Consider the following 13,186-nt stretch of genomic DNA (forward strand, 5'->3'; position numbering starts at 1 on the left):
GGCGGATGTCGCAGACGAACCCCTCCGACGCCGAGCGCGTCGCCCTCGCAGAAGCGTGGATCGCCCAGGATCCCGACCCCGAGACCCGTGCCGAACTCGCCGCGCTCGTCGAGGCCGCCCGCGGCGGCGACGGCGCAGCGACCGCCGAGCTCGCCGACCGGTTCGACACGCGACTCGCGTTCGGTACGGCCGGCCTGCGCGGGGCGATCGCCGCAGGACCCAACCGCATGAACCGGGTGCTCGTCGCCCAGGCGGCCGCCGGGCTCGCCGCCTACCTGCTCGAGCGCGCGAGCGGCGGTGCGACCCCGTCCGTCGTGATCGGGTGCGACGGGCGCAAGAACTCGGCGGTGTTCGCCCGCGACTCCGCCGAGGTGATGGCGGGCGCGGGGGTGCGGGCGGTGCTCCTCCCGCGGCTGCTGCCGACCCCGGTGCTCGCCTTCGCCGTTCGCCATCTCGACGTGTCGGCCGGCGTCATGGTGACCGCCTCGCACAACCCGCCGAACGACAACGGGTACAAGGTCTACCTCGGCGGCGACGATCATGGGTCGCAGATCGTGGCGCCGGCCGACGCCGAGATCGCCGCCCACATCGAGCGCGTGGCCGCCACCACCGCGGTTCCCGACCTGCCCCGCGCGGAGTTCGAGACCGCTGATGAGTCGGTCGTCGACGAATACATCCGGCGCACCGCCCTCGTCGCGGACCGACCGGCAGCGCAACCCCGCGTCGTCTACACCGCCATGCACGGCGTCGGATGGGAGACCGCCGCGCGGGTGCTGGCCGCCGCAGGATTCGACGCCCCGACGCTCGTCGAGGCGCAGATCTCGCCCGACCCGACGTTCCCGACCGTCGCCTTCCCGAATCCCGAAGAGCCGGGCGCGATGGACCTCGCCTTCCAGCGCGCGCGCGAGGCCGGGGCCGAGCTCATCCTCGCGAACGACCCCGATGCCGACCGGCTCGCCGTGGCCGTTCCCGATCCGGCGACGCCCGAGGGCTTCCGTCGCCTGAGCGGCAACGAGGTGGGACTCCTGCTCGGCTGGCGGAACGCTCGCCGTGCACAGGGCGCCGCCAGGGGCGAGCGCGGGGCCGACGGCACGCTCGCCTGCTCCATCGTCTCGTCGCCGGGCCTCGAGGCGGTCGCCCGCGCGTACGACCTCGACTTCGAGGCGACGCTCACCGGCCTCCAGTGGATCTCGCGGGCACCGAATCTCATCTTCGGCTACGAGGCGGCGCTCGGCTACCTCGTGAACCCCGAGACCCTGCGCGACAAGGACGGCATCTCCGCGGCAGTGGCGTTCCTGTCGCTCGCCGCCGAGCTGAAGGCGCAGGGCCGCACGCTCGCCGACCACCTCGACGAGTTCGTCGAACGATTCGGATGCTTCGCCTCGACCCAGATCTCGATCCGGGTCACGGCGCTGTCGCGCATCGGCGAGGTCATGGCACGGCTTCGCGCCGAGCCACCGGCATCGGTCGGCGGGATCCGGGTGGAGCGCATCGAAGACCTCGCCGACGGGTTCGGGGCGCTCCCGCCGTCCGACGTGCTGCGAATCGTGCTCGAGGGCGGCGGCCGGGTCATGGTCCGCCCGAGCGGCACCGAGCCGAAGCTCAAGGTCTACATCGATGCGGTTGCCGACGACGGCACCGTCGCCGAGCGGCGCGCCGCGGCATCCGCTGCCGTCGCCGCGCTGGAGGCGGGAATGCGCGAGCTGACCGCGTGAGGTCGACTCCCGCCGCTCGTCAGGCGCGAGACGCCTGCTGATCCGTCGGGGCGGCGAGTCCGAGGATCTCGCGCACCTCGTCGGCCGAGGTCGCTCGGGCCAGGCGCCTGACGATGCCGCCGTCGTTGAACGTGTTCGCGAGCTTCGCGACGGATGCCACGTGCTCTTCGGCGTTCGAGGCGGCGAGCCCGACGATCACCCGCACCGGATCGTTGTGCGGATGCCCGAACTGCACCGCGGGGGCGAGCGTGACCACCGCGATGCCTTCCCGACGCACATCAGGGCCCGGCCGAGCGTGGGCGAGCGCGAGGCCGGGTGCGACCACGACGTACGCGCCGAACTCTTCGATGACCGCGATCATGCGATCGGCATACTCGGAGCGCGTGGAGCCCGAGCGCATGAGGGCGCGGCCCACCTCGCGGACCGCGGCGCGCCAGTCGTCGACGTGCGCACCGAGCACCACGGCGGTGTCGGCGAGGGGCGGCAGGTCGATCATCGGGTTCCGTTCGGGGGCGGCGTCGAGCGCGACGGGATCACTGGCGGCACGATCAGGCTTCGTCGAAGCCGTCCTGGATGAGCTCGGCGAGCTCCTCCCGGTCGTCGAGGGGAAGGAAGGCGGACGCGGCGGCGTTGAGCTGGAACCCCTCGAGGTCGTCGAGGTCGTACCCGAAGGCGTCGCTGAGGAGCGCCAGCTCGCGAGTCAGGCTCGTGCCGCTCTGCAGGCGGTTGTCGGTGTTCACCGTGACGCGGAAACCGAGCTGGTAGAGGAGGTCGAACGGGTGATCGACGAGTTCGTCGCCCCAGGCCGCGATCGCACCGGTCTGGAGGTTCGACGAGGGACTCGTCTCGAGGGCGATCTCGCGGTCGCGCACCCATTGGGCGACGGGACCCAGCGAGACGTACGTGTTGTCGTCGTCCTGACGCTCGATGACGAGGTCTTCGGCGATGCGCACGCCGTGCCCGAGTCGCAGGGCACGACCGTCGAAGATGGCGCTGCGGATGGAGTCGAGGCCGTCGGCCTCTCCGGCGTGCGCCGTCACCGGGAAGAACTGACTCGCGAGGTAATCGAACGCGGTGCGGTGACGGCTGGGGAGGAAGCCGGCCTCGGGCCCGGCGATGTCGAAGCCCACGACGCCGCGGTCGCGATGCCGCACGGCGAGCTCGGCGATCTCGAGACCGCGATCGGCATGGCGCATCGCCGTGACGAGCTGGCCGACCCGGATCGCGTGGCCCTGGTGGGCGACGTCGTCGATGCCCTCCTCGATGCCCGCCTGCACCGCTTCCACCGCCTCGTCGAGGCTGAGTCCACGGGTGAGATGCTGCTCGGGGGCCCAACGGATCTCGCCGTAGATGACCCCGTCGGCTGCGAGATCCTGCACGAACTCCCGCGCGATGCGCTGCAGACCGGCGCGCGTCTGCATGACGGACGTCGTGAGGTCGAAGGTCTTCAGGTACTCGACGAGCGAGCCCGAGTTCGACTGCGTACCGAACCACTCGGCCAGACCCTCGGCGTCGCCCGCGGGAAGCTCGAGGGAGATCTCGTCGGCGAGCTCGAGGAGCGTCTGCGGCCGGAGCCCGCCGTCGAGGTGGTCGTGGAGGGACACCTTCGGCAGCGACCGCAGGTCGGTGCCGACGCCTTCGAGCCGGTACTCCGTGGGATTCGTGTTCACGTGGTCCACGATAGCGGCGGCCCTCGCGATCGTCCTACCGGCCGATGCGGTCGGCGATGAGGGGGCCGCCGTCTTCGATCGCGTCACCCGGATCGCCGATGCGATACGCGCCCTCGACCGCCTCGAGGGCACGAGCGAAGCGGGCCGGCTCGTCGGCGTGCAGGGTGAACAGCGGATCGCCGGCGCGCACCCGGTCGCCCGGCTTCGCGTGCAGGTCGATACCCGCCGCGTGGTGCACGGGGTCCTCCTTGCGGGCACGCCCGGCGCCGAGTCGCCACGCCGCGATGCCGAACGGCAGTGCCTCTTGCTCCACGAGGACGCCGTCGCGCTCGGCGGTGACGACGTGCCGTTCGCGCGCGACCGGCAGCGGAGCATCGGGGTCGCCCCCTTGGGCGCGGATGGCGCGCCGCCAGGTGTCCATGGCTCGACCGTCGTCGAGCGCCGCCTCGACGTCGGCATCGAGGACTCCCGCGAGCGAGAGCATCTCTCGGGCGAGCTCGACGGTGAGCTCACGAACGTCGGCGGGGCCACCTCCGGCCAGCACCTCGACCGACTCGCGCACCTCGTTGGCGTTGCCGATCGTGAGCCCGAGGGGCACGTTCATGTTCGTGATGAGCGCCGAGGTCGCCACGCCGGCATCCTCGCCGAGCTCCACCATGGTGCGTGCCAGTTCACGAGACCGATCGATGTCCTGGAGGAAGGCCCCCGAGCCGAACTTCACGTCGAGCACCAGCGCACCCGTTCCCTCGGCGATCTTCTTCGACATGATCGACGAGGCGATCAGGGGGATCGCCTCGACCGTGCCCGTGATGTCGCGCAGCGCGTAGAGCTTCTTGTCGGCGGGCGCGAGCCCCGCACCGGCGGCGCAGATGACTCCGCCGACGTCGCGGAGTTGGGCGAACATCTCGTCGTTCGTGAGCTCGGCCCGCCACCCCCGGATCGACTCCAGCTTGTCGAGCGTGCCGCCCGTGTGCCCGAGTCCCCGGCCCGACAGCTGCGGAACCGCGACGCCGAACGTCGCCACGAGCGGCATCAGCGGCAGGGTGATCTTGTCGCCCACGCCGCCGGTGGAGTGCTTGTCAGTGGTCGGCTTGCCGAGCCCCGAGAAGTCCATCCGCTCGCCCGACGCGATCATCGCCATCGTCAGGTCGCGGATCTCACGACGCGACATCCCGTTCAGGAAGATCGCCATGGTCATCGCCGACATCTGCTCGTCGGCCACGTACCCGCGGGTGTAGGCGTCGATCAGCCAGTCGATCTCGGCCGTCTCGAGTTCGTGTCCGTCGCGCTTCGCGCGGATGAGGTCGACGGCGTCGAACGCCTCCACGACGCTCACGCGTGGCCTCCCCGGAACTCCTCGAGTTGCCGCGGGCCGAACGCGTCGGGAAGCACCTCGTCGATGGTCTTGATGCCCGAGACCGTCTCGAGCAGCATCCCCTCGGCCGAGTGCTCGTACAGCAGCTGTCGGCAACGACCGCACGGCATCAGCGTGTTGCCGTGCCCGTCGACGCACGCGAAGGCGACGAGCCTGCCGCCCCCCGACATGATGAGCGCCGACACGAGGGAGCATTCTGCGCACAGCGTCACCCCGTACGAGGCGTTCTCGATGTTGCAGCCGCTGACGACACGGCCGTCGTCGACGATCGCCGCCGCACCGACCGGGAACTCGGAGTAGGGCACGTACGCCTTCGCCATCGCCTCTCGTGCTCGCTCGCGAAGCGACGGCCAGTCGATCGCATCCGTTGCGGTCATGGTGCTCCCCCGTTCAGGATCGGTCGGTGTCGACGGATGCCCCGCGGCCGGGGCATCCCTCAGGACTTGATGTACGGCTTGCCGTCGGCGGCGGGCGGGCGCGACCGGCCGACGAGCCCGGCCACCGCGAAGATCGTCACGACGTACGGCAGCATGAGCATGAACTCGCTCGGAACCGGTGAACCGATCACCGACAGCGTGTTCTGCAAGTTGGAGGCGAAGCCGAACAGCAGCGCGGCGAGTGTCGCCTTGATGGGATCCCACTGTCCGAAGATCACCGCGGCGAGCGCGATGAAGCCGGCGCCCGCGGTCATCTCCTTGTTGAACGCGATTCCGGAGCCGATCGTGAAGAACGTGCCGCCGAGGCCGGCGATCGCTCCGGCGAGCGCGACGTTCCAGAACCGGGTGCGGTTCACGTTGATGCCCACCGTGTCGGCGGCCTGCGGGTGCTCGCCGACCGCGCGGACGCGCAGGCCCCACCGCGTGTAGAACAGGCCGAAGAACACGAGCGCGACGGCGATGTACATGAGGTAGACGATGACGGTCTGGCGGAAGAACACCGGACCGATGATCGGGATGTCGCTGAGGAGCGGAATCGGAAGGCGATCGAAGCGCGGCGGCGTGTTGAGCGTGGCGGCATTCGGGGCGAGCACCTGCGAGAAGAAGAAGCTCGTGAGGCCGGTGACCAGCACGTTCAGCACCACACCGACGATGATCTGGTCGACGAAGTACTTGATCGCGAACGCCGCGAGCACCATGCCGACGAGCATGCCGGCCACCATGGCCGCGACGAGCCCCAACCACGGCTGGCCCGTCACCGAGGCCACGACGGCCGCCGTGAAGGCGCCGGCCAGCAGCTGGCCCTCGATCGCGATGTTCACGACACCGGCCCGCTCGCCGATGACGCCCGCCAGGGAGCCGAAGATCAGCGGCACGGCCAGGCTGAGCGACCCGAAGAGGAGGCCGATCATCGGCAGTGACGAGCCCGCACCCGCCCAGGTGAGGAACCCGAACATGAAGAGGATCGCGAAGACGACGATGAGCCAGAGCGGCACGCGCCGCTTCGACCGCACGAGGAGCACGGAGTAGACCGTCGCGACGGCGAGGAGCGCGACCACGGCCCAGAGCGCCTGCTCGGCGGGAACCACGAGGTCGGGCACCTGGATGGCGTCGGTCTCGCGCGACCACCGGTAGGTCGTGTCGCCCGAGCGCGGTGCGAACACGGCGAGCGCGAGGGCGACGACGGTGAAGATGGCGAAGGCGATCGGCGCCTTCCAGCTCGTGACGACGGTGGTGTCGAGCGTCACGGCCTGCGGCGACACGTCGTGGTGTTCGGCGGTCCTGGTCACTTCGCCGCCACCTCCTTCTTCGCGGCCTTGCGAGCTCGCTTGGGCTTCGCATTCGGGTCGGGCAGTCGGAAGATGGTGCGCACGAGCGGCGGCGCCGCGATGAAGAGCACGATCAGCGACTGCACCACGAGCACGATCTCGATCGGCACGCCCTCGGCCGCCTGCATCGAGAAGCCACCCGCCTTGAACGCGCCGAACAGGATGCCGGCGGCGAAGGTTCCCCACGGCGTCGAACGGCCGAGCAGCGCCACCGTGATGGCGTCGAAGCCGATGCCCGCGTCGATGCCGGCCGTGAAACCGGTGGTGACGGTACCGAGCACCTGGTTCACGCCGGCGAGACCCAGGAGCGCGCCGCTGATGAGCATGGCGTAGACGTACATGCTCTTGACATTGATGCCGGCCACCCGGGCCGCGTTGGGGTTGATCCCGACCGCGCGGAACTTGAATCCGAGGCTCGAGCGATTGAGGATCCACCAGACGAGGAAGGTGGCGGCGAGCGCGAGGAGGAATCCGAGATGCAGGTTGAACTGCGGCCCGAGGAGGGCGGGGAAGATGGCGGTGTCCTTCATGCCCGGCGTTTTGGGGTTCGACGACCCGGGCGCCTGGAGCAGGCCCGGCGTCCGCAGCATCCACGACACCAGGTAGAAGGCGACGTAGTTCAGCATGATCGTCACGATCACCTCGTGCGCACCGGTGCGGGCCTTCAGCACGCCCGCGATGCCCGCCCAGATCGCACCGCCCACCATGCCGCCGATCAGGGCGACGAGCATGTGCAGGCCCCACGGCAGGTCGAAGCCGAAGCCGATCCATCCGGCGACGGAGGCGGCGATGAGCATCTGGCCCCGGCCACCGATGTTGAACATGCCGACCCGGAACGCGAGGGCGACGCCGAGGCCACCGGCGATGAGCGGGGTGGCGAACGTGAGCGTCTCGGTGAGCGGCCGGATGCCCGCGAGGAAGGTGTCGCGCCGGAAGTTGTAGATCGAGCCCTGGAACAGTGCCGCGTACGCGCCGGACACCGAATCCCAGATCGCGCCGAGCATGTCGGACGGACGAGCGAAGAAGTACGCGCTCGTCTCCTGCACGCGTTCGTCGGTGAACGCGATCATGATCGCGCCGACGATGAGCGCGAGGATGACCGAGAGCACCGAGATCAGGGCGTTGCCGGTCGCGATCTGGCGCAGCATGGTGTGCCACCTCGAGGGTGGCGGTGCGTCGGGCTCGGTCGGGCCGCCCGGGCCGGTGGCCGTGGCGCGAGCGTCGACGGTGGCGGTGCCCGTTGCGGGCGACGCTGCCCCCGGCTCCTCGAGGGCGACATCGGGATCGAGGTCGTGCGCTCGGGGGGCCTCGCCCCTCGGCTCTGTCGGGTCGCTCATGCGGCGGCTCCTTCTGCGGGGGATTCCCCGGCCATCATGAGGCCGAGGACGTCGCGGGGGGTGTCGCCCGGCACGATGCCGACGATTCGGCCGCGGTACATCACCATGATGCGATCGGCGAGGGCGACGACCTCGTCGAGCTCGGTCGAGACGACGACGACCGGCACGCCGGCGTCGCGCGTCTCGACGATGCGCTTGTGGATGAACTCGATGGATCCGACGTCGACACCACGCGTCGGCTGTGCGGCGACGAGCAGCCGCAGGTCTCGGCTCAGTTCGCGGGCGAGCACCACCTTCTGCTGGTTGCCGCCCGACAGCCGCTGCACGTATTCGTCGATGCCCTGCGTGCGGATGTCGAACTCGTCGACCTTCTCGCGTGCGAACTCGGCGAGCACGCGGCCCTGGAGGTTGCCGGCTCGCACGAACGGCTCGCCCTCGCTGCGGTTGAGCATCAGGTTCTCGGCGATGGTGAACTCCCCGACGAGCCCGTCTTCGGTGCGATCCTCGGGAACGAAGCCGACGCCGGACTCGAGGATCCGGCGGACGCTCGACCCGTTCAGCTCGACTCCGTCGAGCTTGATGGACCCCTGCACGCGTGGCTGGAGTCCGACGAGCGCCTCGGTGAGCTCGGTCTGCCCGTTGCCCTGCACGCCGGCGACCGCGAGGATCTCGCCGCGTCGCACGGTGAAGCTGACGTCGTTCACGACCAGCTGGCCGATCTGGTCGACGACCGTGAGGTTCTGCACGACGAGGGCGTGGTCGCCCAGCTCCGCTTCCTCCTTCTGCACGGTGAGTTCGACCGCCCTGCCCACCATCATCGAGGCGAGCTCGGCGTTCGACGCCGTCGGCGCCGCCTCGCCCACGACCTTGCCGAGCCGGATCACGGTGATGCGGTCGGCCACCTCGCGCACCTCGCGAAGCTTGTGCGTGATGAAGACGATCGACGTGCCCGACTCCTTCAGCTGGCGCATCATGCCCATCAGCTCGTCGGTCTCCTGCGGCGTGAGCACCGCGGTCGGCTCATCGAACACGAGCACACGCGCGTCGCGCGACAGGGCCTTGATGATCTCGACGCGCTGCTGGATGCCGACGGGCAGGTCTTCGACGATGGCGTCGGGATCGACGTGGAACCCGAATCGGGCCGAGATCTCGTTCACCTTGGCACGGGCCGTGGCGAGATCGAGCACGCCGACCGCCTTCGTGGACTCGTTGCCGAGCATCACGTTCTCGGCGACCGTGAACACGGGGATGAGCATGAAGTGCTGGTGCACCATGCCGATGCCGGCGGCCATGGCATCGCCAGGCCCCTCGAAGTGCTGCACCTCTCCGTCGAGGAGCACCTCCCCTTCATCGGCCTGGTACAGGCCGTAGAGCACGTTCATGAGCGTTGACTTGCCTGCGCCGTTCTCGCCGAGGAGGGCGTGGATCTCGCCGGCCTCCACGGTGAGGTCGATGTGGTCGTTGGCGACCAAGCTGCCGAATCGCTTCGTGATGCCGCGAAGTTCGAGCTTCATGTCCCTGATCCTAGTGAGATGGCTGCATCGGTCGTTGATGCTGCACGAAAGATGAGCGCCGCGGATGCCCCTGCTCGATGTTGCGGAGAACGCGCCGATGCGCCCCGGGCAAGGAATCGGGGAGGTCGGCGTCCGACGCCGACCTCCCCGGACCTTCGTCGCCTTACTCGGAGAGGTAGGACGTGACCTCGACGTCGCCGGCGATGATCGCTTCCTTCAGCGCGTCGAGCTCGCCCTGCAGCTCGGCCGGGACCTTCGACTCGAACTCGTGGAACGGCGCGATGCCGACTCCATCGTTCTCCAGCGTGCCGATGAACGGCGTGGTGTCGAAGTTGCCCTCACCAGCAGACAGCACGGCCTCCTCGGTGCCGACCGCGATGCCCTTGAGGATCGACGTGAGCATGAGGTCGGCGACCGACGGGTCGGTCTCGGTGAAGTCGGCGTCGACGCCGACCATCGCGATCTCACGACCGGCCTCGCGGATCGCGGCGGCGGCCGACTGGTAGATCGGGCCGCCGACGGGCAGCAGCACGTCGACGTTCTGGTCGATCAGGCTCTGCGCCACCTGGCGGGCGGTGTCGTTGGCCTCGAAGCCACCCGTGAAGAGGCCGTCGGTGCCGTCCCACCCGAGGACCTGCACGTTGGTGCCCTTCTCCTGGTTGTGGTAGTCGACGCCCTGCTTGAAGCCGTCCATGAAGATGGACACGGTCGGGAAGTTCATGCCGCCGAAGGTGCCGACGACGCCGGTCGTCGAGTACGCCGCTGCGGCGTATCCGGCGAGGAAGGCCGCCTGCGCGGTGTCGAAGAGGATCGGCTTGATGTTCGGCGCGTCGACCTCGCCGTCGAAGTCGTTGTCGGCCGCGTCGTCGATGATGACGTATTCGACGTCGGGGTTCGCGAGCGCCGACTCGACCGTGGCCGCCGAGAGGGCGAAGCCGACGGTGACGATGACGTTGCAGCCCTGGTCGACGAGGTTGGTGAGGTTGGGCGCGTAGTCGGTCTCAGCGTCGGACTGCACCGCGATGAGCTCGACACCCAGCTCGTCGGCTGCGGCGGTCGCGCCCTCGAAGCCCGACTGGTTGAACGACTTGTCGTCGAAGCCGCCCGAGTCGGAGACCATGCAGGGGATGAAGTCGCTGGCCTCTCCCCCGTCGGTGCCGTTGTCGGACTCCTCTGGGGCGGTACCGCAACCGGCGAGCAGCACGGCCGCCCCCAACATCGCGAGGCCGCCGAGGGCGGCCTTCCTGGTCGTGACCTTCACTGTGTCCTCCAAAGAACTCGCCCCAACCCTCGTGGGACCCGGGCATCACGTTACCCAAAGTTGCGTTCACTGCTCAGGTGCCGGGCGCCTGCGACATCCAATGGTTATCAAGACGCGATGTTCTGCTCATATGAGCACGGCCGAGCGCCCCCGAACGGGGGTCGGTCGGCCGTGGAGGAGCGCCGCCGGAGGGCGACGCGTCTCGAGACGGGGTATTCGGCGTGGGCGAGTCAGGGTGCCGACGGCGACTCGACGACGATCTCGCCCGAGATGATCGCCTGCCGAAGGCCTTCGATCTCGCCGTCGAGCGCGGGCGACACGAGCGGGGCGAGGTCGTGGTAGGGCGCGATCTCGACGCCGCCGTTCTCGAGCGTTCCGACGTACGGCTCGTTCGAGAACGAGCCGTCCTGCACGGCGCCGACGATCTCGACCATCGCGTCCTGTGTGTTCTTCAGCACGCTCGTGAGCAGCACGGGGCGGAACTCCGCGGCCAGCGACTCGTAGCCGTCGCTGTCGACCCAGATCACCGAGACGCCGCCGCGCTCGAGGGCCGCAGCCGTTGCGCCCTCGCCCACCTGACCGGCGACCGGCAGGATGACGTCTGCGCCCTGGTCGATCAGGCTCTCCGACAGGGCCTTGCCCTTGTTGATGTCCTCGAAGTCGCCGGTGAACGCGCCATCCTGCGCCGCCTTGTCCCAGCCGAGCACCTGCACCGCGGTGCCATGCACCTCGTTGTACTTCGCGACGCCGTCGACGAAGCCGTCCATGAACAGGGTCACGGGCGGCTGGTTGCCGCCGCCGAACGTGGCGACGATGCCGGTCTTCGACACGCCCGCCGCGAGGTAGCCGGCCAGGAACGAGGCCTGCGCAGTGTCGAAGATGACGGGCTTCACGTTCTCGGCCTCGACCACCTCGTCGACGATGGCGAACGCGAGATCGGGGTTGGCCTCCGCCTGCGACAGGGTCGCGTCGGCGAGCTCGAAGCCGACGGTGACGATGAGCTCGCACCCCGACTCGACGGCCTGCTGCACGTTGGGAGCGAGATCGGTCTCGCCGGTGGAGACGATGGCCTCCGCCTCGACCCCGAGTTCGTCCTCGGCTCGCTGCAGCCCCTCCCAGCTCGCCTGGTTGAATGAGCGATCCTCGAGGCCGCCCGAATTCGTCACCATCCGCACGCAGGACTCGCTCGCCGCCTCGGTCGAGCCGCCCTCGGGTGCAGGGCCGCAGCCCACGAGGGTGACGGATGCCGCGACGAGCACCGCTCCGTAGCCGAACCACCGACCCACCGACATCCCTCGCCCCGTTCTCTCGCGTGCCGTCAGAGCACGTCGTTCGATCCGCCGAGCCGGAGGGCGTCGACGACCGCCTTGACCCGCTGGGCGTGCTCGCTCGTGGTGACGAGGAGCGCGTCAGGCGTGTCTACCACGACGATATCGTGCACGCCGATGAGGCTGATCACGCGATTCGACCGACTCACCACGATGCCGCTGGAGGCGTCGGCGAGCCCCCTGGCGTTCTCGCCGAGGATGGCGAGCTCGCCCGAGCGACCCGCCGTGTTGAGCTTCGCGAGCGACGCGAAGTCGCCGACGTCGTCCCACTGGAAGTGACCGCGGATGACCGCGAGGCGACCCGCGGCTGCGGCAGGCTCGGCGACCGAGTAGTCGATCGCGATCTTCTCGAGGGTGGGCCAGATGCGGTCGACGGCCGGGCCGCGCGTGGCGGGATCGTCCCAGACCGCGGCCAGCTCGAGCAGGCCGGCGTGCAGCTCGGGTCGCGTGCGGGCGAGCTCCTCGAGCAGGGTCGACGCCCGGGCGATGAACATGCCGGCGTTCCAGAGATGGTCGCCGCCATCGACGTAGCGTCGGGCCGTCTCGAGGTCGGGCTTCTCCACGAAGTTCGAGACCGCCTCGACGCGGTCGGCGCCCGGGACGCTCAGCGGCCCGCCGCACTCGATGTAGCCGAAGCCGACGGCCGGTTCGGTGGGGGTGATCCCGATGGTCGGGATGTACCCGGCACGAGCCGCTGCCACGGCGTCGGCGACCGCCGACTGGAACAGGGCGTCGCCGGAGATGACGTGGTCGGCCGCGAACGATCCGATCACCACGCCCGGCTCGCGGCGCTCGAGGATGGCGGCGGCGAGCCCGATCGCGGCGGACGAGTCTCGCGGCTCGCTCTCGAGCACGATGTTCGCGTCGGCGAGCTCGGGCAGCTGCGCTTCCACCGCGGCGCGGTGGGCACGACCCGTGACGACCATGATGCGCTGCTCGCCGGAGAGCGGGACGAGCCGATCCCACGTGTCCTTGAGGAGGGTCTGGCCCGATCCGGTCAGGTCGTGCAGGAACTTGGGAGCGTCCGCGCGCGACAGGGGCCACAGCCGTGACCCGACACCGCCCGCCGGGATGACACTGTAGAAGCCGTCGAGCGGCGCGGTTGGAACGGGCATGCGTCCGAGGATAGCCGTCGAGCCTCCGCCGCATCGGATCGCCCGTCTGTCTCGACGTCGAGACAGTTCGCTCGCCGGGCGTCTCGGCCACCCGGAACCCGGCGAT

General features: G+C 69.7%; 11 protein-coding genes. 1 reads left to right on the forward strand and 10 read right to left on the reverse strand.

What is annotated here, in order from left to right; genetic code table 11:
- The first annotated feature begins 5 nt into the window (after positions 1–5).
- A complete protein-coding gene (locus HUS56_RS04745) occupies positions 6–1,715 on the forward strand; it encodes a phospho-sugar mutase (RefSeq protein WP_173922243.1) in 1,710 nt (569 codons plus the stop codon).
- A gap of 19 nt (positions 1,716–1,734) precedes the next feature.
- Here HUS56_RS04745 and HUS56_RS04750 read toward each other — a convergent pair whose 3' ends face one another.
- From HUS56_RS04750 to HUS56_RS04795, 10 genes are all read right to left on the reverse strand, one after another.
- Complete coding sequence (locus HUS56_RS04750) at positions 1,735–2,211, reverse strand: PTS sugar transporter subunit IIA (RefSeq protein ID WP_217423929.1); 477 nt, start codon at positions 2,209–2,211, stop codon at positions 1,735–1,737.
- Between the two features lie 52 nt (positions 2,212–2,263).
- A complete protein-coding gene (locus HUS56_RS04755; RefSeq protein ID WP_173922244.1) occupies positions 2,264–3,385 on the reverse strand; it encodes an adenosine deaminase in 1,122 nt (373 codons plus the stop codon).
- Between the two features lie 34 nt (positions 3,386–3,419).
- Positions 3,420–4,721: a thymidine phosphorylase gene (locus tag HUS56_RS04760; protein WP_173922245.1), complete on the reverse strand. Its 1,302-nt coding sequence runs from the start codon at positions 4,719–4,721 to the stop codon at positions 3,420–3,422.
- Positions 4,718–5,137 carry a cytidine deaminase gene (locus HUS56_RS04765; protein WP_173922246.1) on the reverse strand — a complete coding sequence of 140 codons (420 nt, stop codon included), beginning with the start codon at positions 5,135–5,137 and terminating at the stop codon, positions 4,718–4,720. Before HUS56_RS04765 ends, HUS56_RS04760 begins: the two co-directional genes overlap by 4 nt.
- A 59-nt stretch (positions 5,138–5,196) precedes the next feature.
- Positions 5,197–6,486, reverse strand: a complete 1,290-nt coding sequence (locus tag HUS56_RS04770) for an ABC transporter permease (RefSeq protein ID WP_217423930.1) — start codon at positions 6,484–6,486, stop codon at positions 5,197–5,199.
- Positions 6,483–7,862, reverse strand: coding sequence for an ABC transporter permease (locus HUS56_RS04775; RefSeq protein ID WP_173922247.1), 1,380 nt, complete (start codon positions 7,860–7,862; stop codon positions 6,483–6,485). The genes HUS56_RS04770 and HUS56_RS04775 overlap by 4 nt, the downstream gene beginning before the upstream one ends.
- Positions 7,859–9,376: an ABC transporter ATP-binding protein gene (locus HUS56_RS04780; protein WP_173922248.1), complete on the reverse strand. Its 1,518-nt coding sequence runs from the start codon at positions 9,374–9,376 to the stop codon at positions 7,859–7,861. The genes HUS56_RS04775 and HUS56_RS04780 overlap by 4 nt, the downstream gene beginning before the upstream one ends.
- A 163-nt stretch (positions 9,377–9,539) precedes the next feature.
- On the reverse strand, positions 9,540–10,637 hold the full coding sequence (locus HUS56_RS04785) for a BMP family protein (RefSeq protein WP_254431296.1): 1,098 nt from the start codon (positions 10,635–10,637) through the stop codon (positions 9,540–9,542).
- Between the two features lie 230 nt (positions 10,638–10,867).
- Positions 10,868–11,929, reverse strand: a complete 1,062-nt coding sequence (locus HUS56_RS04790) for a BMP family protein (protein WP_173922249.1) — start codon at positions 11,927–11,929, stop codon at positions 10,868–10,870.
- A 26-nt stretch (positions 11,930–11,955) separates the two neighbouring features.
- Positions 11,956–13,080: a mannose-1-phosphate guanylyltransferase gene (locus HUS56_RS04795; protein ID WP_173922250.1), complete on the reverse strand. Its 1,125-nt coding sequence runs from the start codon at positions 13,078–13,080 to the stop codon at positions 11,956–11,958.
- Positions 13,081–13,186 lie beyond the last annotated feature (106 nt).

It is taken from the genome of Agromyces sp. Marseille-P2726 (genome assembly GCF_902809835.1).
Classification (GTDB): domain Bacteria; phylum Actinomycetota; class Actinomycetes; order Actinomycetales; family Microbacteriaceae; genus Agromyces.